This is a genomic window from Cryobacterium sp. PH31-O1, assembly GCF_030063455.1.
In the GTDB taxonomy this organism is placed as follows: Bacteria; Actinomycetota; Actinomycetes; order Actinomycetales; family Microbacteriaceae; genus Cryobacterium.
The window spans coordinates 18,287-43,598 of the sequence record NZ_JASITB010000009.1; the positions used below are offsets into that span (position 1 = coordinate 18,287).

A 25,312-nucleotide genomic window follows, 5' to 3' on the forward strand; every position below is an offset into this window, starting at 1 on the left:
CATTCCCCAATTTAGGGGGGACCGTTCCACCCCTGCTTGGGGGCGTTACGACCTGAGAAACTCTCACTAAGCTCCGACCAGTGCGGTGGCTATCCTACGGCTGCAAACAGCGTCGAAGTGAGGCCTCCCCGGTGAGTGAGCTACTTTCTGTCCAAAATCGGTTTTTTGCCGTCGTCGCTACTGCCGCGCTCGTTGTGGGCGCCCTCGCGGTGCCATTAGCAGCCGTCGCTGACAGCCGCCCCGCGGATGCCACCACTCCCGTGACGGTATCCGCCGATTCGCTCCCGACCGCGCAGATCAATGGGGTCGTCTGGGCACAACTCATTGTGGGCGACACCGTCTATGTTGGGGGCGAGTTCACCCGCTCGCGACCGGCCGGTTCTGCCGCCGGCGTGAACGAAGTCGTGCGCAACAATTTGCTGGCCTACAACCTCACGACCGGCGTTCTGGTTTCATCCTTCAATCCCAATGTCAACGGCGCTGTCCGCGCCCTGACCGTATCGAGCGACGGGTCGCGGCTCTTCGCGGGTGGTACGTTCACGAATGTCGGTGGCGTCAGCCGGACCCGCATTGCCGCTTTCAATACGACAAGTGGCGCCCTCATCTCTGACTGGTCTCCGGTCATCAACTCGGGTGTCAGAGCGTTGACCATCGCCGGTGACACCGTCTATGCGGGCGGAACCTTTACCTCGGCGGATGGCCAGACCCGAGCCGGGATGGCCGCCTTCAATGGCACTACCGGGGCCCTGGAACCATGGTCAGGCGCACCGACCGGCGGCAGCATCAATGCCCTCGCCGCCTCACCCGATGGCACCAAAGTTGTCATCGGTGGCTCCTTCACGGCCTACAACGGCAGTTCAGATCCGGGCTACGGTATGGCCGCGACCGATGCGAGTACCGGTGCATCACTTCCGTGGAAAATCAACGGCCTCATTCGTAATGGCGGCAGTCAGGCGGCCATCCTCAGCCTGACCGGATCCGCCGAAGGCCTGTTTGGCACCGGCTATGTGTTCGGGACTGGCGGAAACCTCGAAGGAACCTTTCGGGCCAGCTGGGAGGACGGCAGTCTGATCTGGGTCGAAGACTGCCACGGCGACACCTACTCCGTGGCACCGGCCGGCGACACGGTCTACACGACCGAGCATGCGCACTACTGCGGAAATATCGACGGCTTCGAGCAGACCGAGCCGTGGACCTACCATCGCACCCTGGCCTTCAGCATGGATGTCGGCGGCACCATCACCGCAGACAAGCACGGCTACTACAACTTCGCGGGCACTCCCCGGCCCACGCTGCTCCACTTCTATCCCGACATCAACACCGGTCGCTACACCGGTCAGGGCCAGGGGCCCTGGCACGTCACCGCCAACACCGAATACGTGCTGTACGGCGGGGAATTCACAGTCGTCAACAACAAGCGCCAACAGGGTCTCGCCCGATTTGCCGTGCCGGCCATCGCACCCAACAACGAAGGACCGCGCATCGCCGACGTGTCCTTCGTGAAATCGGAGTTCGTACCATCGGTAGCGTCGTTCGTGAACGGAACCGCACGTCTCAGTTGGAAGTCGGCCTATGACCGCGACAACGAGAACCTCAGTTACGACGTGCTCCGCGATGGAGTCGTCGTGAACACTTTCCAGGCGCCCTCTTCCGACTGGAACCGGCCGAACCTCGCTTTCACCGACACCGGGCTGACTCCCGGGCAGAGCTACTCCTATCGAATCCGGGTCACCGATCCCTTCGGCAACACACACACCGGAGACGCGGCCAGCGTCGTGATCGCATCCGGGGTCGTCAGCGACTATACGACGGGCGTCCTGGCGGATTCCCCCCGTTCCTACTGGCCGCTCAACGAAGCATCCGGAGCCACTGCCTTCGATTGGACGGGCGGCGCCGACCTGGCCCGAAACGGCGGCGTCACCCCCGGTGCGCCGGGCGCAATTGTGGACGACCCGAGTACGGCCAGCAGTTTTGACGGCACGGCCTCCGGGTTCACCTCGACCCAAACCGCCGAGGACGCCTCGAATTCGTTCAGCGTGGAGGCGTGGGTGAAGACCGAGACAACACAGGGTGGAAAAATTATCGGCTTCGGCAACAGCGCCACCGGGCGAGGCAGCAACTACGACAGGCACGTCTACATGGACAACAGCGGTCGCATCTGGTTCGGCGTCTACCCCGGCGGAACGCGGACGATAACTTCGAGCGCGTCTTACAACGACGGCAAATGGCATCAGGTCGTGGCGAGCCTGGGCAGTGCCGGGATGTCGTTGTCAATTGACGGTAAAAAGGTCGCCCAGCGCTCCGATGTGACCACCGGTCAGGACTACCAGGGATTCTGGCGCATCGGCGGAGACAGCGTCAATGGCTGGCCCAACCAGCCAACGAGCGCCTTCATCGCTGCCGACATCGCTCAGGTCGCCGTCTATCCCGCTCCCCTCTCCCAGAAGCAGATCGTGGCGCACTTTGTGGCTTCCGGCCGAACGAGTCCCGTCACCCCCGCACCTGCAGACGCCTACGGCGCGGCCGTTTACAGCGCCGAACCCGCTTTGTACTGGCGCCTGGGTGAGTCGAGTGGAACCAAAGCGATCGACTCGTCGGCCTCCGAGCAGCCCGGAACTTACACGGACCCGGTCAGCCTCGGCGCTGCCGGACTGGTCAACGGCACGAGCAACACGGCGGCGACGTTTGGCGGCGGGATCGTCAGCAGTGACACCCGGATTGATGCTCCTGATACCTACGCGCTCGAAGCCTGGTTCAGCACATCGACGCAGCAGGGTGGAAAGATCATCGGCTTCGGCAGCGCTGTGACCGGGTTGTCGAACAACTACGACCGGCACGTCTATCTGCAAGACGACGGTCGACTCGTCTTCGGCACCTATACCGGGCAGACCAACACCATCCTGACCGAGGCCAGCTACAACGATGGGGCGCCGCACTATGTGCTTGCCCAGCAGTCATCTGCTGGAATGGCGCTCTATGTTGACGGCGTTCTCGTCGGCACGAATCCGCAGACCGGGGCACAGGGCTACTCCGGCTACTGGCGCATCGGCGGCGACAATACCTGGAACTCGTCGAGCCCGTGGTTCGTCGGCACAATCGACGATGTCGCGGTCTATTCCCTCCCGCTGAGCGCCACCGAGATCGCCCGCCACTATTCGCTCGGCTCGGCCACCACTACCCCCGACAACGCGGCACCCACAGCCGCCTTCACGGCGAGCACCGACCAGCTGTCGGTTTCAGCGGATGCCTCGGCCTCGGCCGATTCCGATGGTACCGTGACCGGATTCGCGTGGTCCTGGGGTGACGACAGCACCAGCACAGGCCCCACCGCTGAGCACGCTTATGCGGCCGCCGGAACCTATGCCATCACCCTGACCGTCACCGACGACGACGGCGCCACCGACACGGCCATTCGATCCGTTACCGTCTCAGCACCACCACCGGTCCCAACCGGAATCGCCGCCGATACCTTCACCCGCGAGGTCAGCCGAGGGCTCGGCGTGTCCGAGAACGGCGGAACGTGGACCACCACGGGATCGGCCGCCAATTACTCGGTTACCGCTGGTTCCGCTCACCTGCGTGTGGCCGCCGGAGGTAAGTCGAACGGCTATCTCGACGGTGTTTCGTCGGAAAGCACGGATGTCACGGTCTCCACGTCCCTGCAACAGGCGACGACGGGAGCCGGCACCTACGTTTCGCTGATCGGCCGCCGTGTCGCCACGGACGACTATCGGGCGCGGGTTAAAGTTCTCTCCAGTGGCAGCGTGCAGCTGCAGCTCATGCGTGGTAACACCACCCTGCAAGCGAGCACTGTCGCCGGACTGACCTACGCAACCAACGATCAGTTGCAGGTGCGGCTGCAGGTGTTCGGTACTGAGCCGACGACGATCCGGGCCAAAGTGTGGGCCGCGGGATCGGCGGAGCCCACGACCTGGAAGCTCAGCCGAACGGACGCAACACCAGCTCTGCAGCGGGCCGGATCGATCGGTCTTGCCCTGTACGCCAGCGGATCGTCGACAACCCCGATGACCGTCTCCTTCGATTCTCTCTCCGCGATCGCGGTGACGGAACCGTAGCCGGGGCCGATGCGAGCGTCAGCTGCTCAATCAGGCCGGCAGCTTGAGGGAATCGACGAAATCGCCCGCGTGCTGACTCGTGAGAATAACGCGGGCGAATTCTTCGTCGACGAGGTCGATCACCACAGCCGGGCGATGACGTTTGATCGAGACGAAGTCCTTGCCGCCGTGAAACTTCCAGGTTCCGGCGGCAAGGACGAGCGGAACGATCGAGCCGAGAGAGCGAATGCCGCGCAACCAGATCCACGGATCCTCGGTAATGATCACCGAGCGAATATTCTCCCGCTGTACCACGATCGACTCGCGTCGCAGCGCGAGGGTTCGTTCCGCGCGTGTTAGGTGGATCTCGAGCCGGTCGGAGTGCACGCTCAGGGAAGCCATTGTTCCAGTCTGCCCGGTCAGCGGCGAAAACCCGTTGTCTGAACCTCACAAAGCATTAACGTTCCAGCGCAGGATCCCTCCAACGTCAGCCGATCAGGCCGCCGGAGCTGCGGCGGCCGCAGCCTTGGCCGCGGCGGGGAGAGCCTCGAAGATGCGCCCGATGGCGCTCTGGTCGTGCGCATCTGAGACGAACCAGGCCTCGAACACGCTCGGCGGCAGAGACACTCCGTGGTCGAGCATGGCGTGGAAGAACGGCGCGTAGCGATAGGCTTCCTGACGCTGCACGTCGGCGTAGTTGCGTGGGGCTGAACCCTGCGCTTCTGCTCCGAAGACGAAGCTGAACAGGTTGCCGGCCCGCTGCACCCGGTGGGCCACGCCCTCGGCTGAGAGCGAGGCGGAGACCGCCTCCGAGAGGATGGTGGCGGTCGCGTTGAGCCGGTCATACACGCTCTCATCGAGCAGTTTGAGGGTCGCGATGCCGGCTGCGACGGCGACCGGGTTACCCGACAGCGTTCCGGCCTGGTATACCGGGCCGGTCGGGGCCAGAAAGTCCATCACGTCGGCTCGCCCGCCGAGAGCGGCGACGGGCAGGCCACCGCCGATGATCTTACCGAAGGTGAGCAGGTCGGGCGTGTAGAACTCTTCGCCAGCCGACTCCAGGCTGCTGGTTTCGAGGCCCCAGAACCCGGAACGGCTGACCCGAAAACCGGTGAGTACCTCATCAAGAATGAGCAGCGCGCCGTTCGCGTGCGCGATCGACGACAGTGCCGCGTTGAAGCCAGCATCCGGCGCGACGACGCCCATGTTGGCGGCGGCCGCCTCGGTGATAATGGCGGCGATGCGCCCGGGATGTGCTTCAAAAGCGGCTCGAACGGCATCGAGGTCGTTGTACGGCAGTACGAGTGTCTGTGCGGCGGTCGCTGCGGTGACACCGGCCGATCCGGGCAGCGCGAGCGTGGCCAGGCCGGAGCCCGCCTGGGCCAGCAGTCCGTCGGAGTGGCCGTGGTAGTGCCCAGCGAACTTGATCAGCAGGTCACGACCGGTGAAGCCCCGCGCCAGACGGATGGCCGTCATGGTCGCTTCGGTGCCGGTGGACACCAGGCGCAGCTTTTCTACGGCACCGACACGGTCGGCGACGAGTTCGGCCAGCTCGGTCTCGGCCGGCGTCGACGCGCCGAACGACAGGCCGAGAGCGGCGGCATCCTGCACGGCCTTAATGACGTCGGGGTGGGCGTGACCGAGAATGGCTGGTCCCCACGAGTTGACGAGGTCGACGTACTCGCGGCCGTCGGAGTCAGTGACGTAGGCACCAGCAGCCTTCACGAGAAAGAGCGGGGTGCCACCGACCGAGCCGAAGGCCCGCACGGGAGAGTTGACCCCGCCGGGAATCACGCGGCGGGCGCGGTCGAATAGTTCATCATTGTGGGTTGCGGCGTGCTCTACCGGGGTCGGCATCTCTTGCGCGTTGATCGTGTCGGTCATGCTTGCTCCTCCTTGAGCCAGGTGGCCAGTTCAACGGCCCAGTAAGTGAGTACGGCGTCGGCGCCGGCCCGTCGGATGCTCAGCACCGACTCTTCGACGGCGCGACGCCGGTCGATCCAGCCCTGTGCTGCGGCCGCCTCGATCATGGCGTATTCGCCGGAGACCTGATATGCCCAAACTGGAATATCACTCATGGCGGCGACGTCGGCGAGCACGTCGAGGTAGCTGCCGGCCGGCTTGACCATGACGATGTCAGCGCCCTCGTCGATGTCGAGCTGCGCTTCGCGCACGCCTTCGCGACGGTTGGCTGGATCGAGCTGGTAGGTGCGGCGATCGCCGACCAGGGTCGAGGCGACGGCTTCACGAAACGGACCGTAAAAGGCGGAAGCGTACTTGGCCGAGTAGGCGAGAACGGCGGTATCTTCGAAACCGTTGTCGTCGAGGGTCTCGCGCACGGCGGCGACCTGCCCGTCCATCATTCCGGAGAGGCCGAGCAAAGCGGAACCGGCCGTGGCCTGGGCCAACGCCATGTCACGGTAGCGCTCAAGGGTCGCGTCGTTGTCGACGTGGCCGTCGGCGGCCAAAACGCCGCAGTGGCCATGATCGGTGAATTCGTCAAGGCACAGATCGGTCTGCACAACGAGCGCGTCGCCGATCTCGTCGACGAGCGCGCGGGCGGCCAGGTTGAGAATGCCGTTCGGGTCGGTCGCGCCGGTTCCAGTGGCGTCGCGCCGGGAGGGCACCCCGAACAGCATGATGCCGCCGATGCCGGCTTCGGCAGCCTGCCGCGCGGCGCGGCGCGCACTGTCGATGCTGTGCTGCACAACGCCGGGCATCGAACTGATCGCGCGCTGCTCATCGCCTTCCCGCACGAACATGGGGAGCACAAGCTCGGCCGGGTGAACACGGATTTCGCTGGCCAGGCGACGAAGAGCACCGCTGGTGCGCAGTCGTCGCGGGCGGATTACGGGATTGGTCACCCTTGTACCCTACGCCGCCCGGCTGGACGTCTCGTTATCCGGTCGTTACCTGCCCGGCTACAGTGCCGGTGCGGTTCCCGCGAGAGCGGCGTCGACCAGCGCCTCGATGAGGGACTCGGCGCTGCGCTCGGAGGCGACAACGTCGACGCGCAACCCGAGGGCCCGGGAGTCCCTGGCGGTCTGCGGGCCGATGCACGCCACGAGGGTGCGCTCGGGAATGTCGCCGAACTGTTCCCGCACCTGACGCGCGACGCTGCCGCTCGTGACGAGCACGGCGTGTACGAGGCCGGCCTTCACGTCGGCGACGACCTGGTCGCTGACCGGAACACCGATCGTGCGGTAGGCGACGACGGATTCCACGTCGTGGCCGACGCGGCGCAGTCCTTCAGTGAGCAACGGTTTGGCGATCTCGCTTCGCAGGGTCAGCACGCGCAGCGGGATGACGCCGGCGGTGGCGGTCTCCCATTCCTCGAGCAGGCCGCGGGCTGAGTTGTCTTCGGAGGGAACGATGTCCACGTGGTAGCCGGCCGCGATGAGCGCGGCTGCGGTGGTTTCACCGACCGCAGCAATTCGCGTTCCGGGCGCGACGGCCGCACGGTGCGACGACAGAACGTCAACGGTCGTGGCGCTCGTAATGGTCATCCAGTCGAAATCGCCCGCGGCGAGGCGAGTGAGTGCCGCGTCGAGCGCCGGAGCGTCGTCCGTGGCGGCGAAGTTGATCATGGGAGCGACGATCGGATGCGCGCCCCTGGCCCGCAGGTTGGCTGCCACCTGGTCACCCCAGGGTCCGCCGCGCGGAACGAGAACTCGCCAGCCCGCGAGGGGCTTGGTCAGTTGATTGGTCACGTGATCACTCCGTCACTTTCAGGGGAGAGAACTCCGCCGCGCCGCCGGCCAGAAGATCTATGGACACTCGTTCGGCCACGTCGAGCGCAGCTTCGGTGAGATGGAGGGGGGAGTGGGAATCCGGTGTCGCCGCATGCGAGCTGGTGACCTTGCGGGAGCCATCCGGGCTGTACACGGTCGCGGTGAGAAAGAGCAAACCATCGTCAACGACCCCTGTCGCACCGATCGGTGCGGCGCAGCCGGCCTCGAGGCGGGCCAGCACGGTGCGCTCGGCGGTCGTCGTCGCCTGGGTGGAGGCGTGGTTCATGGCGGCGAGCGCCACGGCGAGCAGACGATCGGGCTTGCCATCACGCACTTCGATCGCGAGCGCTCCCTGGCCGGGAGCCGTCGGCCAGGCCGACAGGTCGAGAAAGTCGGTCGCGACGGCATCGAGGCGTCCAAGCCGTCCGAGACCGGCAGCGGCGAGCACGACGGCGTCAAGGTCGCCCTCGGCGACACGCCCTACCCGGGTGTCGATGTTGCCACGAATATCCACGATCGTCAGGTCGGGGCGACGCTCGAGCAGCTGGGCGACCCGGCGGGGCGAGCCCGTGCCGACGCGGGCCCCCTCTGGCAGGGTGTCCAGGGTGAAGCCGGAGCGCGCGCACAGCACGTCGCGGGCATCCGCTCGCTTAGGTGTCGCACCGATACGCAGGCCAGGGTAGCTCTCGGTCGGCAGGTCTTTAAAGGAGTGCACGATGACGTCGCACTCGTCGTTCAGCAGGGCCTCGCGCAGGGCGCTCGCGAACACTCCGGTGCCGCCGAGGCTCGAGAGCGGCTCGGTCGACGTGTCGCCGTGCGTGGTGACGCGCACGATTTTAACCTCGACGCCGGCAGAGGCCGCGATGCGGTTGACGATGGTCTGGGTCTGTGCCAGCGCGAGGGCGCTCGCGCGGGTGCCGACGCGAATGACGGTCATGGTGCCATTCCCGCGACGGCCGGCTTGAAGCCGAGGCGCACGTTTTCGCAGCAGCCGGGGCGGCACACGTCGTACCAGGGCCCGAGCGTGGTTGTGGCCGGTCGATCTTCAACCGGGGTGTCGTTGAGGCGTTCCTCGATCAGGTCGACGAGGCCGCTCACGAAGTCGGGCGACACACCGGGAGTCGGCACGCGCACGGCTGTGATGCCGAACTTCTCGCTGGTCTCCATCGCTTCGTTGTCGAGGTCCCACATGACCTCCATGTGGTCGCTCACGAAGCCGAGCGGCACAATGATCACGGCACGGATGCCGCGGGCCGGCAGCAGGGCGATCGCGTCGTTGATGTCGGGTTCGAGCCACGGCATGCTGGGCGGCCCGCTGCGGGACTGGTAGACCAGCTGCCACTGAGTCTTCAGTTTCGCGGTGGCATCGTCTGGTTCAACCAGGGAATCCATGATGACCTGCGCTACGGCGTTGTGCTGCGCTGCATAGGCACCACCCTCGCCGAAGCCACGTTCGGCCGGGCCGCTCTTGTTGGCATCCGTCATGGGGATCGAGTGGGTGGAGAACAGGATCTCGACCTCGGTGTCCACGTCGATGCCGGGGACGGCCTGTCGCACCACCTGCAGGCCCTGAGCCACGCCCACGATGAACGGGTTGACGAAGCCGGGGTGGTCGAAGAACTGGCGAATCTTGTCGATGTGCACCGTGCCGGTCAGGCCCTTGTCGGCGAGCGCCGCGGCGAAGTCTTCTCGGTACTGGCGGCATCCGCTGTAGGAGCTGTAGGCACTTGTCGCGATCGCGAGCAGGCGGTCCTGGCCAGCCTCGTGGGCCTCGGAAATCGTGTCACGCAGGTATGGCGCCCAGTTGCGGTTGCCCCAGATGACCGGCAGGTCGATGCCACGACGGGTCAGTTCAACCTGCAGGGCCGCTTTCAGCACGCGGTTCTGGTCGTTGATCGGGCTGACGCCACCGTAATGGCGGTAGTGCTTGGCGACGACCTCGAGACGTTCCTCTGGAATACCGCGACCGCCGGTGACGTTTCGGAGGAACGGAATCACGTCGTCCTGGCCTTCAGGACCGCCGAAACCGGCCAGCAGTACGGCGTCGTACTGAGCCACTACTGCAACACCTCCACGAGCTCTGCGGTAGAAATGCGTCGTCCGGTGAAGAACGGAATCTCTTCGCGCACATGGCGGCGGGCCTCGGTGTCGCGCAGGCCGCGCATCAGGTCGACGAGCTCGGTGAGTTCGTCGCTCTCGATCGGCAGCAACCACTCGTAATCGCCGAGGGCGAAGGCCGAGACGGTGTTAGCGATGGCTCCACGGTAGGCGGCGCCCTTTCGACCGTGGTCGGCCAGCATCTTGCTACGCTCGTCCTCCGGCAGCAGGTACCACTCGAAGCTGCGCACAAAGGGGTAGATGGTAAGCCAAGCCTTCGGCTCGACCCCCCGCAGAAAACCGGGGACGTGGCTCTTGTTGAACTCGGCGTCGCGGTGCACGCCCATGGCATTCCAGGTGGGCAGCAGGCTCTTGAGCAGGCGGCTGCGGCGCAGTTCGCGATTGGCCCACTGCAGGGTCTCGGCGTTGTCAGCGTGGGTCCAGATCATGACGTCGGCGTCGGCCTTGAGGCCGGAAACATCGTAGAAGCCGCGCACGGTGACACCCTCAGCTTCGATGAGGGACACAACGTCGTCGAGCTCGTTCACGGCGTGCGGAACATCGCGGCCGTCGAGGTCATCGGGGTTGTGCGGATCTTTTCGCAGAACGGTGAAAAGAGTGAAGCCTTGCGGTGAAGCCGCGGGTACTTCGAGATCGGTGGGGGTGGTGGGCTGAACGCTGGGTACTGCCTCTCCGGCAGCCGGGTGAGTCATAGCTCTAGTGTGCTCCGTATTGGTCCCGGTACCAAAATGAGCGCTGCCGTTCCTGTGAACCCGCCCGAAAGCTAGCGGTTTCTGGCCACCGCAGAAGCGCCGAACCAGACGATGACGCCCACCACGGTCGCCGCGCCGAGCGCTATGCCCACCAAGGCGGCCGGGCTGTCTTCGCCGAGCTGACGCAGGGCGTGGGTCAGGCGACGTCGTTTGATGCGCAGCTGCTTGGGCAGGTTCAACTTGTACTCGATCGCATCGAGCGTCGAGGCAAGGTCGGCGCGTGCGTGCCGCGCTTCGGAGCGCAGATCGCCGATACCGTGCTTTTCGATCTCAGTGCTGCTATTTGTGGTCATATTCGCCAACTCCCTTGAATGCATCTGCGTCTGCACGGATGCTCGCGTGTACGCCCTCAGGGTCGGGTTTGGTAGCCGCCTTCACCCGATTCACACCGATCAGCACGAGGATGACGGCCACGAGCACAAGTGCCACCGCCACGATGAGGGTGGCCAGCCAGAGCGGCAGCACCAGGGCCAGCGCGATCACCGCGAGGGCGACGAACACGCCGAGGGCGAAAAAGAGGATGGCGCCGGCCACCACGAAGAGGGCGGCACCGACCCCGACGTTTTTGGCCTTCGTGGCGAACTCGGCCTTGAAGGCGTCGAGTTCGGCTCTGACGAGGGCGCTGATCTGGCCGGGCAGCTCCCCGATCAGGGCGAGCAACGGGCGTTTGCTCTTCGGGTTGAATCCACTGCTAGTCACGGATTGCCTTCCCTACGTTCGGGTGTCAGTGTTTCAGGGGTCTGAATTCTACGAGTACGTGGTTAGATCGCGGCCGTGTCGTCGGCGTTCGCTGCAGGCTTCGCCTTCGGCTTCGGCTTTGGCTTTGCGGCGGCCGGGTGCCTTGTGGCGGTGGTGGCCGGGGTGGTGGCCGCATCCGCTTTGCTGGCGGCTCGCTTCTTCTTCGCCGCAGCCTGGGTGACCGCCTTCTTGCCCGCCTTGAAGAGCGTGGTGGGAACGTCACCGACCAGTTCAAGGGCGGCGTCGCGCACCTCGGTCACCCGGCGCTGCACCGGTTTGGCGTTCCACAGATCATTGGCGGCGGCAGCGATCTGGTCGTAACGTTTGCGGCCGGCACGCGCACCGAGCACATAGCCGACGAGTCCGCCCGTGATGAACAGAAGCTTTCCGCGCATTGAGTCTCCACTCTCGTAAGGTCTCCCCAGAGTAACCCGGTTCGCCGCTTCGGTCTCTGGTGCTGCCGGGTATGTCTCGAAGTGCTCGTATCAATACAGGAAGTGCACAGTTTCGTGGTTGGGGATGCGCCGCGTGCTCAACCGGATCCCGAGCGCCGTTCTTCTCGGCGTAGCGTGCAGAACTGCGGAGACTACGGCGAATCAGGCTCCCCGCTGCCTAATCTCGATGTTCACCTCAAGAATCTCCGCAGTTATGCACGCTAGAGGTCGGGAGCGGTGATGGTGAGGCCGAGGGCGGCGTGCCGAATGCGGTCGCCGGCCTCGAGGGCGTGCGGAATGACCGAGGCGAGGCCGGTTCCGGCGAGCCAGGCGCCGGTGATCTCGAGCGCTGGGGTCCGGGCGACGGCTTCGCGCACCCGTTGCGCACGTTCGGGCGCCCCGAGCGTCGCCGGCGAGAGGGCATCGCGCCACTCGGTGCGGGCGAAGGCGCGCACGCTGCTCGCCGGCAGCGGCACCCCGAGCAGAACGGACGCGTCGTGCAGCGCGAGTGCCTGCAGCTCATCGTCGCTGAGGTCGTCGGTGGGGTTGGGGTGGCCGGCGCGACCGTAGGAGAGCCGCACGACGTGGCGGCCGGGCCCGGCGGCCTGAGCCACCCAGGCCCACTTCGCGGTGACATGGGTGAGGGCCTTGGCGGTGACATCGGGCGCGTCGATGGCGACGAGCACGCCGGTTCCGCGCGGATGGGCGTCGAGGGCGGGCGCGTCGAGCACGAGCGAGGTGAGCGTGACGGCGGTCGGGGCCGGCCAGTCGAGTTCGGCAAGCGCGTCGAACTGGGCGCCGAGCGGATTGACCAGTCGCAGGGCCTGCGCGCCCTGGGTTGCGACGATCACGTACCGGGCCGTGAGGGTTGCCGTGGCGGGCGCTGCGTCGGAAGGCGCTGCAGTTGCGGGCACAGTGGGGTCGGAGTCGACGGGGTCGGCTTCCGCTGGTCGGGTGACCGTGACGCTCCAGGTGGGCGCGTCGTCCGTGCCGGATCGGGCTAGGGTTTCGGCCGTGGTCGAGGTCAGAATGGTCACGTTGTGGCGGTCAAGGGCGGCTACGAGTGCGGCGGGCAGGCTGGCCATGCCGCCGAGCAGTCCGCCAACGTTGGAGCCGGCCGGGGCGCCGGCGCGCAGGGCAGAGACGGCGCCGGAGAGCGATCCGGCGGTGGTGAGGGCACGGTTGAGTCCGGGGGCGACGACGTCGATCTCGAGGTCGACGGCGCTGGTCGTGTAGACGCCGGAGGCGACCGGTTCGACGAGGCGGTCGAGCACACGCGCTCCCATGCGCTTCTTCACGAGTTCGCCGAGGCTGTGCTCGCGGCCGATGGTGAGTACGGGCATGAGCCGGTCGAGGTAGGCGCGCAGCGAGCCGCTCCAGCCGATGACCCGGCGCACGTCGTCGGCGAGCGGCGATCCGGGAATGCCGAGAACGCCGGCCTTGGGCAGCGGAACGCTCACCGCGGCATCCGTTCCTGAGCGCCGTGAACGGGATGGGAGGGCTGGCAGGTGCAGCCATGCCCCGGCTACGTTGGGCGCGACGACCTGGTCGGTGAGGCCGAGATCTTCGATGAAGGCGGCCACGGTGCCGCCGCGCACCGCGAAACTCTCGGCACCGCTGTCGAGGCTGAGCCCGTCGAGAACGTGGCCGGCGACCGGGCCGCCCACGGCATCCGTTGCCTCGATAATGGTGACGCTGAGCCCCACCTGGGCGCATTCGCGGGCGGCCACCATGCCGGCCACGCCACCGCCAATGACGAGAACATCGATCGGTGTGGTCATGTTGCTGCTCCTATTCGGCCGCGCTCACGTCGTGCACAAGGCCGACCAGGCGAGTCAGCACATCGGGGTCGGTGCCCGGCGGAACACCGTGGCCGAGATTGAGTACGTGGGCCGGTGCGGTGCGTCCACGTTCGAGCACGTCGCGCACGTGCGCTTCGAGCACGGGCCAGGGTGCTGCAAGCAGGGCCGGGTCGACGTTGCCCTGTACCGGAACGGCGCCGCCGAGCCGACGGTTGGCCTCGTCGAGCGGCACCCGGTAGTCGACGCCCACGACGTCGGCACCGATGTTGTGCATTTCTTTGAGCAGTTCGCCCGTTCCCACACCGAAGTGCACGATTGGCACGTTGCGGTCGGTTTGTTCTTCGTCAGCGCCAGGCACGCGGTAGGTCAGGTCGCGCACGTGGGCGATCGCCGCGGCCGAGGCCGGGGCAACGGATGCCGCATAGTCGGCCAGCGAGAGCGCTCCGGCCCAAGAGTCGAACAGTTGGGCGGCGCTGGCGCCGGCAAGCACCTGCGCCCGCAGGAACCGGCCGGTGACGTCGGCGGTCCAGGCCATGAGCTTCGCCCAGGCCTCGGGCTCAGAGTGCATGAGCGTTCGCGCGTGGATGTGATCCTTCGACGGCCCGCCCTCGACCAGGTACGCGGCGAGGGTGAACGGGGCGCCGGCGAAGCCGATCAGCGGGGTCGATCCGAGCTGGGCGACCGCGAGCTCGACGGCGGCGCTGATTGGGGCGAGGGTCGTTTCGAGCAGGGCGGGGTCGAGAGAGGTGAGCTCGTCGACATCCGCTGCGGTGCGTACCGCCTTGCCCAGAACGGGACCCTTGCCGGCCACGATCGACACGTCGACACCGACGAGCTTGAGCGGAACGACGATGTCGCTGAAGAAGATTCCGGCATCGACATTGTGGCGACGCACCGGCTGCAACGAGATTTCGCTGGCCAATTCGGGGTCAAGGCACACGTCGAGCATGCGCGTTCCCACCCGCAACTCGCGGTATTCGGGCAGTGATCGACCGGCCTGCCTCATGAACCACACCGGCGTCACGGCGGGCCGGGTGCCCTGGTAGGCCTGGATCAGGCGGGAATCGGCGGTGAGGCCGGAGGAGAGTGGATGCTGCGCGTCGAGGATCATCTCGCCCATTCTCTCAAACATCCCTGACCCTGCGCGACGTGATGGTACAGCAAGAAGTCGTAGAATCATCTAGTGCTCATTCTTCTGTCCGCCAGTCACAAAAACTCCACCTTCGATGTGCTGGAGAAATTGTCTGTGGGCGGAGGGTCATCGGCCATTCGCATGGTCGAGCAGCACGGGCCGCTCAGCGGCGCCGTCGTCGTCGCGACCTGCAACCGATTCGAGGCCTACCTCGATCTGGCTGAGCCGTACGGCGTGTCTCCGCTTCCCGCCGTCTACGCCGCCATTGAGGCCGTGAGCGCCAGCAGCGGGCTCGACGCCGATATTCTGCGCGACAATCTCACCCTCGTGCACGGCAACGGTGTCGCCGAGCACCTCTTCGCCGTGACCAGCGGGCTCGAATCGGTCGTCGTCGGTGAGGTCGAAATCGCCGGTCAGGTGCGCCGTGCCCTCGAGCAGGCTCGCGCCGACGGCACCACGAGCCCCGAACTCGAGCGCCTGTTTCAACGGGCCTCTCAGACCTCTCGCGGCGTGAAGAACCGCACCGGAATCGGCTCGGCCGGCCGCTCGATCGTGCGCCTCGCCCTCGAACTGGCCGAGAGCCGGGTCAGCGACTGGTCGAGCGCCCGCATCCTGCTGGTTGGTACCGGTCGCTACGCGGGCGCCTCGCTCGCCGCCCTGCGCGACCGCGGAGCCGAGAACGTGCGCGTCTATTCACCGTCCGGTCGCGCCGTCGGATTCGCCACCTCCCACAGCATCGACGCCGTTCCGACCGAGGATTTCGCCGCCGAGGTCGCGCGCGCCGATGTTGTCGTCACCTGCACCCTGCGCGACGACCACGTCATCGACGCCGCCCTGATCACCCGCGGTCGTGCCGAAATCGGCACGGACCCGTTCGCGATCGCCGGCGCCACCGCCGAGGCCCCAGCTCGACTCTGCCCGGCCGACTCCGGCCCCGAAGCACCGCCGCAACTCATCATCGACCTCGGGCTGCCCCGAAACGTGGCTCCCGATGTGACCCTCGTTCCCGGTGTCGAACTGCTCGACCTCGAGACCATCAGCATCCACGCCCCGCTCGAAGAGCTCAACGCCACGACCGAAGCCCGCGAGATCGTCGGCAGGGCCGCCCGCAAATTCTCCGACGTAGCCGAAGAGCAGAGCCTCACCCCGGCCGTGGTCGCCCTGCGCAGCTACGTGTTCGAGCTGCGCGACGCCGAAATCGCCCGGGCACGCAGCCGCGGCGACTCGAGCGAAGCCACCGAGTCGGCCCTGCGTCACCTGGCCGGCGTACTGCTCCACACCCCCATGGTGCGCGCCCGCGACCTCGCCCGCGCCGGAGCGCAAGACGCCTACCTCGGGGGGCTCGACGCCCTGTTCGGCATCGATATCACCCTGCCAGCCGCAGGTGCAGCGGATGGCGCCGGCTCGCTGGCGTCCTAGCCCATCCGGCGACCATCACGGTTCGATGCCTGTAGCTAATTCAGGAAATCGACCCGGTCATCCGCTGCCCAACCCTGGAAATAGCGCACCCGCAGCGTCCGTTAGCTCGCATTTCCTGAATTAGCCACGCCTGGCGGGAGAACAGGCTCAAAGTGGGTGGGTGAGTTCGATCAGGGTGACGCCGGCCGAAGCGCCGGGAGTAGACATCGCGGCCAGAGCCGCTGGCGCTTCGGCCAGGGTGATTCGGCGGCTGATCAGCTCTGCGGGACGCAGTCGGCCGGTCAAGACAAGGTCGAGTAGCGCCGCGTAGTCGTGGGCGGGCATGCCGTGGCTGCCGAGCACGGTTAGTTCGCGCGCGATCACCGTTCCCAGCGGCAGGCGCGGGTCGGCGGCCAACAGGCGAATCTGCACGTGCCGCCCGCGGGTGGCCAGCGAGCGGATGGCGATGGCGATGGCGATGGCGATGGCCACGGTGTTTTCCCGGGCTGGGTCTGGTTGCGGCAGACCTGCCCGTTACCCACGTCGCACTCCGCCCACTCTCCGCAGGCGCAGACGAACGGCACGGTCGCCCGCTGGCCCACTCGGAACCGACGCACGAGCGGCCCGACCGCATCGATCACGCCGACCAGTTCGTGCCCGCGAACGTGCGGCAGCGCGATATCGGCGTCGTGGCCGAGCCAGCCGTGCCAGTCGCTGCGGCAGAAGGACGGTGGCCTCCACACGCACGATAAAGCCGGCCGCGGGCCGGCCCGCGGCCGGCGCCGCAGCATCCGTTTCTAGCCGCTACGCGCCGCGGAGGCGCACGGCCAGGTAGGCCTCCAGCTCACTCAGCGGCACGCGTTCCTGCGCCATGGTGTCGCGGTCGCGCACGGTAACGGCCTGGTCATCGAGCGAGTCGAAGTCCACGGTGATGCAGTATGGCGTGCCGATCTCGTCCTGCCGACGGTAGCGACGACCGATGGCGCCGGCGTCGTCGAAGTCCACGTTCCAGAGCTGGCGCAGGGTGGCGGCGAGCTCGCGCGCCATCGGTGACAGCTTTTCGTTGCGGGACAGGGGCAAAATTGCGGCCTTCACCGGCGACAGACGCGGGTCGAGCTTGAGTACGGTGCGCTTGTCAACGCCGCCCTTGGCGTTCGGCACCTCCTCTTCGACATAGGCGTCGACCAAGAAGGCCATCAGCGAACGGGTGAGGCCGGCGGCCGGCTCGATAACCCAGGGTGTCCAGCGCTCGTTTTTGGTCTGGTCGAAGTAGGACAGGTCCTTGCCGGATGCCTTGGCGTGCGTTGACAGGTCAAAGTCGCCACGGTTCGCCACCCCCTCCAGCTCACCGAATTCGGTGCCGGTGAAGCCGAAACGGTACTCGATGTCCACCGTGCGCTTGGAGTAGTGCGAGAGTTTCTCGGCCGGGTGCTCGAACAGGCGCAGGTTCTCGGGGTTGATGCCAAGGTCGGTGTACCACTTCATGCGGGTGTCGATCCAGTACTGGTGCCAGGTCTCGTCGGTGCCGGGCTCGACGAAGAATTCCATCTCCATCTGCTCGAACTCGCGGGTGCGAAAGATGAAGTTGCCCGGCGTGATCTCGTTGCGAAAGCTCTTGCCGATCTGGCCGATGCCAAACGGCGGCTTCGAGCGGGAGGCCTGCAGCACGTTGGCGAAGTTGACGAAGATTCCCTGCGCGGTTTCGGGGCGCAGGTAGTGCATGCCGGCCTCGTCATCGACCGGGCCCAGGTAGGTCTTCAGCAGGCCGGAGAAGGCGCGCGGTTCGGTCCAGATGTGGCGGTTGCCGCAGTTGGGGCAGGCGATGTCATCGAGACCGTTCTCCGGTGGGCGCCCCTTCTTCTCCTCATACTGCTCTTCGAGGTGGTCGGCGCGAAAACGCTTGTGGCAGCTGGTGCACTCAATCAGCGGGTCACTGAAAACCTCAACGTGACCGGATGCTTCCCAGACCTGGCGCGGCAAAATAACGCTCGAGTCCAGGCCCACCACGTCGTCGCGGCTGGTGACCATTGAGCGCCACCACTGCTTCTTGATGTTTTCTTTGAGCTCAACGCCGAGGGGCCCGTAGTCCCAGGCGGAGCGGGATCCGCCGTAGATCTCACCGGCCTGAAAGACAAATCCGCGGTGGCGGGCGAGGGCGATAACGGCATCAAGATGGGTGGGTGCGGCCACGGTGGCTCCAATGGTCGAAGGCGCAGAGAGGGGCGAATGCCCGAAATACCCATTTTACGCGCTCTGTCGGGCGCGAATTTTCCGACTCGCCCGCATTGCGCGCCCCCAAGCCGGTCTGGGGGTAACGTGAGGATGCGCATTTTTTATTACACGCAAGCTTCTCAAGGGGGAGACATGGGCGCCAAGTCCAGTATGAGCAAGGGCATTTCTGAAGAGCCGCAAGCTCTGCAACGGGCTCCGCACGATTTGGCCGTGGCGGTCGATCCCGATGAGCTCGAGGCCCATGATCGCAAGTGGACACCGATGAAGATCGCCATCTGGGCGGTAATTTCCCTGCTCGGCGGGCTCAGCTGGGTCATGCTCGCCGTGGTGCGCGGCGAGACAGTCAACGCCATCTGGTTCGTCTTCGCCGCCATTTGTACCTATCTCATCGGGTACCGCTTCTACTCCAAGTACATCGAGAAGCACCTGCTGAAGCCCGATGATCGTCGGGCCACCCCCGCCGAGTACAAGGCCGACGGCAAGGATTTCGCCGCGACCGATCGTCGCGTGTTGTTCGGCCACCACTTTGCCGCCATTGCCGGTGCTGGTCCGCTCGTCGGCCCTGTTCTGGCCGCCCAGATGGGCTTTCTCCCCGGCACCATCTGGATCATTGTGGGAGTCGTCTTCGCCGGCGCCGTGCAGGACTACCTGGTGCTGTATTTCTCCATGCGCCGCGGCGGCCGTTCCCTCGGCCAGATGGCCCGTGACGAACTCGGCGTGATCGGTGGAACCGCCGCCCTGATCGCGACCCTGGTGATCATGGTCATCATCGTGGCCATCCTCGCCCTCGTCGTCACCAACGCCCTCGCCGAAAGCCCGTGGGGCGTCTTCTCGGTTGGTATGACCATTCCCATTGCCCTGTTCATGGGTTGCTACCTGCGGTTCTTTCGGCCGGGCAAGATTACCGAGATTTCGATTATCGGTTTTGTGCTGCTGCTGGCGGCCATCATCGGCGGCGGCGCTGTTGCCGGCACCGAATGGGGCACGGCGCTGTTCACCCTCGACAAGGTCACCATCGCGTGGGGCATCATCATTTACGGTTTCATCGCCGCCATACTGCCGGTCTGGCTGCTGCTGGCACCTCGGGACTATCTCTCCACCTTTATGAAGGTCGGAACCATCGGCATGCTCGCCGTAGCGATCATCATCATCCGCCCCGAGATCACCGCCCCGGCCGTGAGCGAATTCGCCACCAATGGCGCCGGCCCGGTTGTCAGCGGAAACCTGTTTCCGTTTCTCTTCGTCACCATCGCCTGCGGCGCCCTCAGCGGGTTCCACGCACTGATCGCCTCGGGGACCACCCCCAAACTCATCCAGAAGGAACGCCAAACCCGCTTCATCGGCTACGGCGGAATGCTCATGGAATCGTTCGTGGCGATCATGGCTCTCGTTGCCGCGCTGTCAATCGACCGCGGCCTGTACTTTGCCATGAACTCCCCCGCTGCCCTCACCGGCGGCACCATTGAAGGCGCCGTCGCATTCGTCAACGGCCTCGGAATGACCGGCGTCAACATAAACACCGAGCTGCTCGCCCAGACGGCTAAAGACGTGGGAGAGGCCACCGTTGTCTCGCGCACCGGCGGCGCACCGACCCTCGCGGTGGGGCTCGCGCACATCATGCAGCAGCTTGTCGGCGGCCCCGCCATGATGAGTTTCTGGTATCACTTCGCCATTATGTTTGAGGCCCTGTTCATTCTCACCGCAGTGGATGCCGGCACCCGCGTTGCGCGGTTCATGATGCAGGACAGCCTCGGCAACTTCTTTCCCAAGTTCAAGGAGACCTCGTGGCGTCCGGGAGCCTGGGTGGCCACCGCGATCATGGTGGCGGCCTGGGGCGCCGTGCTCATCATGGGCGTGACCGACCCGCTCGGCGGAATCAATACGCTGTTCCCGCTCTTCGGCATCGCCAACCAGTTGCTCGCCGCCATCGCCCTCGCGGTGTGTATGGCCATCATCGCCAAGCGCGGTCTCTTCAAATACCTGTGGGTGGTGGCGCTGCCGCTGGGTTTCGCATCCGTCATCACCATCTACGCCTCGTTTCTCAAGATCTTCTCGACCGTTCCGGGAATTGGCTACTTCGCGCAGAACCGGGCGTTCTCGGCAGCCCTGGCCGACGGCAAAACCAGCTTCGGCACGGCTCCATCGGTTGAAGCCATGGAGGCCGTGGTGCGCAACACCATGGTGCAGGGCCTGCTGTCGATCGTCTTCGTGGTGCTGACCATCATCGTGATCATCACCACGATCCACGCCACCATCCGTGCCTATCGCAAGCACTCGAATGCTACGAGTGAAGATGCCGCCGTTCAGTCCGAGATCTTTGCTCCCGCCGGGTTTCTGCTGACCCCGCCCGAAAAGATCGTGCAGGCCCAGTGGGATGCCGTGCCGGTGGCCAAGCGCCCGAAGAAAACCGGCCACTGATGACGGTGTCGGTCGGTGGTGGAGCGGGTTTTCGCTTGATGCTGGGCGAGCGTGCCCGACGCGTTCGCTGGTGGGTGCGCGCCCTCATGGGCGAAGACGCCTACGACAAATATGTACTGCACCACGAGAGTTGCGAAACGGATGCTGCGCATCCGCTGATGACGGAGCGTGAGTTCTGGCGCGACCAGACCGACCGCCAGGATAAGAACCCGCAGGGGCGCTGCTGCTAGCGGCTAATCTGGGGAGATGACGAGTGGGGGCAGAATAACGCGGCCCCGCTCGCGGCCCTTGCGACTGACGTCAGTTCTTGGCCGGCTCCCGGCGTGGGGCCTTGTGCTGCTGATCTGGGCGGCGTCTCGGGTGCTCACCACGACGCTGCTCGGCACCCTGTTCACCGTCGCCACGCGCGCCGATTGGACCTTCGCCAGCTACCGGAGCAACCCCAACTTCTTCACCTTCTCGGGCTCGTGGGACAGCTCGTTTTACCGGCAGATCGCTCTGACCGGTTACCCGACCAACCTTTCAATGGATGCCGCTGGCAACGTGGAGCCGAACGCCTGGGCCTTTCTTCCGGTCTTTCCCGGGGTCGTGCGCGGGGTTTCTTTTGTCACCGGACTCGATTTCTACGTTGCCGGCGTGCTGGTAGCAACTCTTTTTGGCGCGTTGGCAACACTCGCGCTCTACCGGTTGCTGGCCCCGAAGGTGGGCGCACGCTCGGCCCTGTGGGCGGTCGCACTGTTCTGTTTCGGGCCCCTGTCGTTCATTCTGCAGGTGGCTTACGCCGAAAGCCTGTTTCTGTTCCTGGTCTTCGTGAGCCTCGCCCTCATGATGGAGCGGCGCTACCTTGTGATGATTCCGGTCGCCGTGCTGGCAGCCTTTACCCGCCCGGGGGTGCTCGCCCTGTCGTTGGCCCTGGCGATCCTGCTCCTGGTGCGCTGGCGTGAGGGTGACCGGTTTGCCTGGCGAGAGCGCTTCGCCATCGTGGCCGCTGGGCTGACCATCGCCGCGGCCGGGCTGGCCTGGCCACTCGTTGCGGGCTTTGTCACTGGAGTGCACGACGCCTATCTACTGACCGAGTTGTCGTGGTGGACCGGTTTTGTCGGCCGAGTCGAATTCGTGCCGCTCACCCCCTGGTTTCTGATGGCCGGAAAATATCTGGGCGTGGCCGGAATTGTGATCGTGCTCGTGCTTGCGGCGAGCTTTGCGTGGTGGTTGTCGCGCCGAGCGCTGCATCCGCTTCGGCCGGAAGTCGTGTGGTACTCGGCCAGCTATGGCCTTTACCTGGTAGCCGTCTTTCTGCCGCAACAGAGCCTGTTGCGACTGCTCATGCCGCTCGCCCCGCTGCTCGGCGACCCGGCGATCGCCCGGTCGAAGCGGCTGCGACGCACCCTGCTCGCAGCATCCATCGCCCTGCAGCCCGCAGCGATCGTGCTGCTCTGGTTCATCGGGTACCCCTGAGCTCGCCGAGCCGTGAGTGTTGCGGTGTTGAACCGACCAAACGGAGTTGAAACTCACGGCTCGACGGGCTGGCTCGACGGCTCGGCTCGACTTCAGACCCCGTAGATCAGGGCGCGCTGGCTCGCGTAGTGCGCCCGCACGTCGGTGGCCCAGTCGCGGGCGTTCGAGGGCTCGAGTTCGGTCGCGATCTCTCGCTTCCACTCGGGAAAGCTTCCATCAAGCGCCCAAGCTGCCTGCCGGGCAGCGCCCAGGGCCACGTATTCGCCGGGGGCAGGCAGAACGACCGGCACCCCAAAGACATCCGCGGCAATTTTCTGCACGGCGGGCGACTGCGAGCCGCCGCCGATCAGGATGACCTGCTTCACCGGCACACCCTGGCTGCGCAGCGAGTCGAGCGCATCGGCGAGGCTGCAGACCAGGCCTAAAACGGATGCCTGGGCCAGGTTTTCGGGGCGCATATTGGCCCGGCGCATGCCGGTCAGTGACCCGGTAGCGTGCGGCAGGTTTGGCGTGCGCTCACCGTCGAGGTAGGGCAGCATGAGCAGCCCCTCCGCGTCGATCGGAGCCGACAGCGCGAGGGCGCCGAAGCGCTCGATATCGACATCGAGCATGCGGGCCGTGGCCACGAGCGTGCGGGCACCGTTGATGGTCGCGATGAGGGGAAGTTGACCGCCCGCCGCGTCGGCGAACCCGGCAACGCTGCCGGAGGCATCCGTTATGCGAGCCGTGGTGCTCGCGAACACGGTGCCGCTCGTGCCGATCGAGACGACCACGTCGCCCTCCGCGGCGCCGAGTCCGAGCGCCGCCGCAGCGTTGTCGCCGGCCCCGGCCGACACAATCACAGCATTGGGCGTCACCCCGGCCCGGTCCGACGGGCCGAGCACGCGCGGCACCCGGGCGGCGCGGCCGAGCGCGGCCTCGAGCAGATCGAGCCGATACTCGTTGCTGTGCACCGAGAAATATCCGGTGCCAGAGGCGTCGCTGCGGTCCGTTGTGGTTTCGGTGGGCCTGCCGAGAATGTTCCAGGTGAGCCAGTCGTGCGGCAGCAGCACCTGCTCAACCCGCGCGGCGAGGTCTGGCCGGTTCTCGTGCAGCCAGGCCAGTTTCGTGATGGTGAACGAGGCGACCGGTACGACGCCGACCTCCTCGGCCCACATCATCGCGCCGTACTGCTCGGTGAGCGCGGCTGCCTGCGGGGCGCTGCGCACGTCGTTCCAGAGCAGGGCGTCGTGTACGGGCGCACCGGCGGCGTCCAGAGCCACCATCCCGTGCTGCTGCGCACTCACACCGAGGGCGAGCACGCCGTCTGCCCCCGCAGCGGATGCGCCACCTCCGGCTTGCTCGAACGCCTCCCACCAGCGCTGCGGGTCGACGCTCGTGCCGTCGGGATGGGGTGCGCTGCGCAGCTGCAACAACTCACCGGTGTCCGCGTCGACGCTCACGACCTTGCAACTCTGGGTCGAGGAATCGACTCCGGCAACCACACGACGATTCAGTGCCAACGGCATCTCCTTTGAAACCCTGTTTGTGTGACCAAGCCTAATCGAGCGGTTTCATGAGCTGCTCAAGGGTGCCGCGGGCACCCACGGTATGCAGCAGGTCGAGCGCATGGTCGTACGCCGCCACGAAGGAGGCATCGTCGATCAGGTCTCCGAACAGGTCGCGGTTACGCAGGAAGGAGTGCGGGTCGCTGGCGTAGCCTGCGGCGCTCTGCATGACGCTGTCCTTGATGCGGTCGACGACGTCGATCGGTTCGCCCTGCTCGTCGGTGCCCTCGGCGTAACGGGCCCAGCTCGCCACGATCGCGGCCGAGAGGGCGAGCTCTCCGCCATGGGCCGACTGCTCCCGAATCACCGGCAGCAGCCACTTGGGAATGCGGTCGCTCGACTCGGCGGCCAGTCGGGCGACCGTGTCGCGCACACCCGGGTTGCTGAACCGCTCAATGAGCTGCGCCTTATAGTTTTCGAGGTCGATTCCGGGCACCGGCTTGAGCGTTGGCGACCCCTCACGGTCCATGTACGCGCGCAGAAAAGTGGCGATGAGCGGATCGGCCGCGGCGTCGTGCACGAGGCGGTAGCCGCACAGGTGCGCAAAGTAAGCGAGCCCCTGGTGGCTCGCATTCAGCAGGCGCAGCTTCATCAGCTCGTAGGGTTCGACATCACTCACGAGCTGGGCGGCCGTCTTCTCGTAGGGCGGCCGACCGTCGGTGAAAGCATCTTCGAGCACCCACTGCAGAAACGGCTCGCAGACGACCGGCCAGCGGTCGGCGAGCCCGAAGGTGGCCGCGATCTGGGCCCGATCGTCGTCGGTGGTCACCGGGGTGATGCGGTCGACCATGGAATTCGGAAAGCTCACCGAGGCATCGATCCAGGCGCCCAGGGCCGCATCCTTGGCGGTGGCGAAGGCCACGAATGAGCGGCGGGCGACACGACCGTTGTCCTGCAGGTTGTCACACGACATGACGGTGAACGGCACAACAGAGCGCTCGCGACGTCGCCGCAGGGCCTCGACGACAAGGCCGAAGACCGTCGCGGGGGCGGCATCCACTTGCAGGTCGGCGGCGATCTGGGGGTTGCCAAGATCGAACAGGCCGGTCACCGGGTGAATGTTATAGCCGCCCTCGGTGACGGTGAGCGAGACGATTTTTACCTCGGGGCTTGCGAGACGTTCGATGACGGCCTCGACGTCGTCGGGGGCGAAGAGGTAGTCGATGATCGACCCGATCACGCGGGCGTCCAGGCTGCCGTCTGGGTGCTTCACGACCAGCGTGTAGAGGCCGTCCTGCTCGAGCAGGGCGTCGCGCATGCGGGCGTCGGAGGGCATCACGCCGACGCCGCAGATGGCGAAGTCGCGGGCGAGGCCAAGCTCGAGCAGGTCGTCGATCATGAGCGCCTGGTGCGCGCGGTGAAATCCGCCGACGCCAAAGTGCACGATGCCGGCCGTGAGACCGGCGCGGTCGTAGCTGGGAATCTGCACGGCGGGCGACAGCGACGAGAGCGTCTTGTTGCTCAGTTCGACCAGCGTGGGGGTGTCGGTCATGCGGT

Annotated in this window: 22 protein-coding genes; 5 read left to right on the forward strand and 17 right to left on the reverse strand. The window is 66.0% G+C overall.

The features are described from left to right. Positions 1-131 precede the first annotated feature (131 nt). Complete coding sequence (locus tag QMK31_RS16565) at positions 132-4,076, forward strand: LamG-like jellyroll fold domain-containing protein (protein WP_283502053.1); 3,945 nt, start codon at positions 132-134, stop codon at positions 4,074-4,076. A gap of 30 nt (positions 4,077-4,106) precedes the next feature. On the opposite strand, the gene QMK31_RS16570 is transcribed toward QMK31_RS16565, so the two are convergent. From QMK31_RS16570 to hemE, 12 genes are all read right to left on the reverse strand, one after another. Then, positions 4,107-4,457, reverse strand: coding sequence for a hypothetical protein (locus QMK31_RS16570; protein WP_283502054.1), 351 nt, complete (start codon positions 4,455-4,457; stop codon positions 4,107-4,109). Between the two features lie 93 nt (positions 4,458-4,550). Beyond that, positions 4,551-5,939, reverse strand: coding sequence for a glutamate-1-semialdehyde 2,1-aminomutase (gene hemL, locus QMK31_RS16575; protein WP_502853442.1), 1,389 nt, complete (start codon positions 5,937-5,939; stop codon positions 4,551-4,553). After that, entirely contained in the window at positions 5,936-6,919 is a 984-nt protein-coding gene (gene hemB, locus QMK31_RS16580; RefSeq protein ID WP_283502055.1) for a porphobilinogen synthase, read from the reverse strand. Before hemB ends, hemL begins: the two co-directional genes overlap by 4 nt. Before the next feature lie 57 nt (positions 6,920-6,976). Further along, entirely contained in the window at positions 6,977-7,765 is a 789-nt protein-coding gene (locus QMK31_RS16585) for a uroporphyrinogen-III synthase (protein ID WP_283502056.1), read from the reverse strand. Between the two features lie 4 nt (positions 7,766-7,769). After that, on the reverse strand, positions 7,770-8,723 hold the full coding sequence (hemC, locus tag QMK31_RS16590; protein ID WP_283502057.1) for a hydroxymethylbilane synthase: 954 nt from the start codon (positions 8,721-8,723) through the stop codon (positions 7,770-7,772). Further along, positions 8,720-9,844, reverse strand: a complete 1,125-nt coding sequence (locus QMK31_RS16595) for a ferrochelatase (RefSeq protein ID WP_283502058.1) — start codon at positions 9,842-9,844, stop codon at positions 8,720-8,722. The genes hemC and QMK31_RS16595 overlap by 4 nt, the downstream gene beginning before the upstream one ends. Then, on the reverse strand, positions 9,844-10,596 hold the full coding sequence (gene hemQ, locus QMK31_RS16600) for a hydrogen peroxide-dependent heme synthase (RefSeq protein ID WP_283502059.1): 753 nt from the start codon (positions 10,594-10,596) through the stop codon (positions 9,844-9,846). The genes QMK31_RS16595 and hemQ overlap by 1 nt, the downstream gene beginning before the upstream one ends. 71 nt (positions 10,597-10,667) lie before the next feature. Then, positions 10,668-10,949 carry a hypothetical protein gene (locus QMK31_RS16605; RefSeq protein ID WP_283502060.1) on the reverse strand — a complete coding sequence of 94 codons (282 nt, stop codon included), beginning with the start codon at positions 10,947-10,949 and terminating at the stop codon, positions 10,668-10,670. After that, entirely contained in the window at positions 10,936-11,355 is a 420-nt protein-coding gene (locus tag QMK31_RS16610) for a phage holin family protein (protein ID WP_283502061.1), read from the reverse strand. The genes QMK31_RS16605 and QMK31_RS16610 overlap by 14 nt, the downstream gene beginning before the upstream one ends. A 62-nt stretch (positions 11,356-11,417) precedes the next feature. After that, on the reverse strand, positions 11,418-11,789 hold the full coding sequence (locus tag QMK31_RS16615) for a hypothetical protein (RefSeq protein ID WP_283502062.1): 372 nt from the start codon (positions 11,787-11,789) through the stop codon (positions 11,418-11,420). Between the two features lie 260 nt (positions 11,790-12,049). Continuing rightward, positions 12,050-13,609, reverse strand: a complete 1,560-nt coding sequence (locus QMK31_RS16620; RefSeq protein ID WP_283502063.1) for a protoporphyrinogen/coproporphyrinogen oxidase — start codon at positions 13,607-13,609, stop codon at positions 12,050-12,052. A 10-nt stretch (positions 13,610-13,619) separates the two neighbouring features. Continuing rightward, complete coding sequence (hemE, locus tag QMK31_RS16625) at positions 13,620-14,762, reverse strand: uroporphyrinogen decarboxylase (RefSeq protein WP_502853449.1); 1,143 nt, start codon at positions 14,760-14,762, stop codon at positions 13,620-13,622. A 51-nt stretch (positions 14,763-14,813) separates the two neighbouring features. Between hemE and QMK31_RS16630 the strand changes: the two genes are divergently transcribed. Next, on the forward strand, positions 14,814-16,181 hold the full coding sequence (locus tag QMK31_RS16630; RefSeq protein WP_283502064.1) for a glutamyl-tRNA reductase: 1,368 nt from the start codon (positions 14,814-14,816) through the stop codon (positions 16,179-16,181). A gap of 147 nt (positions 16,182-16,328) precedes the next feature. Here the strand turns inward: QMK31_RS16630 and QMK31_RS16635 are convergent, their stop codons facing one another. The 3 genes from QMK31_RS16635 to QMK31_RS16645 are packed head-to-tail and all read right to left on the reverse strand — an operon-like array spanning position 16,329 to position 18,350. Then, positions 16,329-16,652 (reverse strand): MDR/zinc-dependent alcohol dehydrogenase-like family protein, encoded by a 324-nt coding sequence (locus QMK31_RS16635; RefSeq protein ID WP_283502154.1) that lies wholly within the window; start codon positions 16,650-16,652, stop codon positions 16,329-16,331. After that, positions 16,541-16,951: an alcohol dehydrogenase catalytic domain-containing protein gene (locus QMK31_RS16640; RefSeq protein WP_283502065.1), complete on the reverse strand. Its 411-nt coding sequence runs from the start codon at positions 16,949-16,951 to the stop codon at positions 16,541-16,543. Before QMK31_RS16640 ends, QMK31_RS16635 begins: the two co-directional genes overlap by 112 nt. A 13-nt stretch (positions 16,952-16,964) precedes the next feature. Then, entirely contained in the window at positions 16,965-18,350 is a 1,386-nt protein-coding gene (locus QMK31_RS16645) for a glycine--tRNA ligase (protein ID WP_283502066.1), read from the reverse strand. Between the two features lie 174 nt (positions 18,351-18,524). Here QMK31_RS16645 and QMK31_RS16650 point away from each other — a divergent pair, with 174 nt between their 5' ends. The 3 genes from QMK31_RS16650 (at position 18,525) to QMK31_RS16660 (ending at position 22,268) form a co-directional block, all read left to right on the forward strand. Next, positions 18,525-20,810 carry a carbon starvation CstA family protein gene (locus QMK31_RS16650; protein ID WP_283502067.1) on the forward strand — a complete coding sequence of 762 codons (2,286 nt, stop codon included), beginning with the start codon at positions 18,525-18,527 and terminating at the stop codon, positions 20,808-20,810. 38 nt (positions 20,811-20,848) lie between these two features. Further along, positions 20,849-21,040, forward strand: coding sequence for a CstA-like transporter-associated (seleno)protein (locus QMK31_RS16655; protein WP_283502148.1), 192 nt, complete (start codon positions 20,849-20,851; stop codon positions 21,038-21,040). Positions 21,041-21,143: 103 nt separating this feature from the next. Continuing rightward, on the forward strand, positions 21,144-22,268 hold the full coding sequence (locus tag QMK31_RS16660; RefSeq protein WP_283502068.1) for a hypothetical protein: 1,125 nt from the start codon (positions 21,144-21,146) through the stop codon (positions 22,266-22,268). 92 nt (positions 22,269-22,360) lie between these two features. Here the strand turns inward: QMK31_RS16660 and xylB are convergent, their stop codons facing one another. Then, positions 22,361-23,776 (reverse strand): xylulokinase, encoded by a 1,416-nt coding sequence (gene xylB, locus QMK31_RS16665; RefSeq protein WP_283502069.1) that lies wholly within the window; start codon positions 23,774-23,776, stop codon positions 22,361-22,363. Between the two features lie 31 nt (positions 23,777-23,807). Beyond that, a complete protein-coding gene (locus QMK31_RS16670; protein ID WP_283502070.1) occupies positions 23,808-25,307 on the reverse strand; it encodes a mannitol dehydrogenase family protein in 1,500 nt (499 codons plus the stop codon). Between the last annotated feature and the right edge of the window lie 5 nt (positions 25,308-25,312).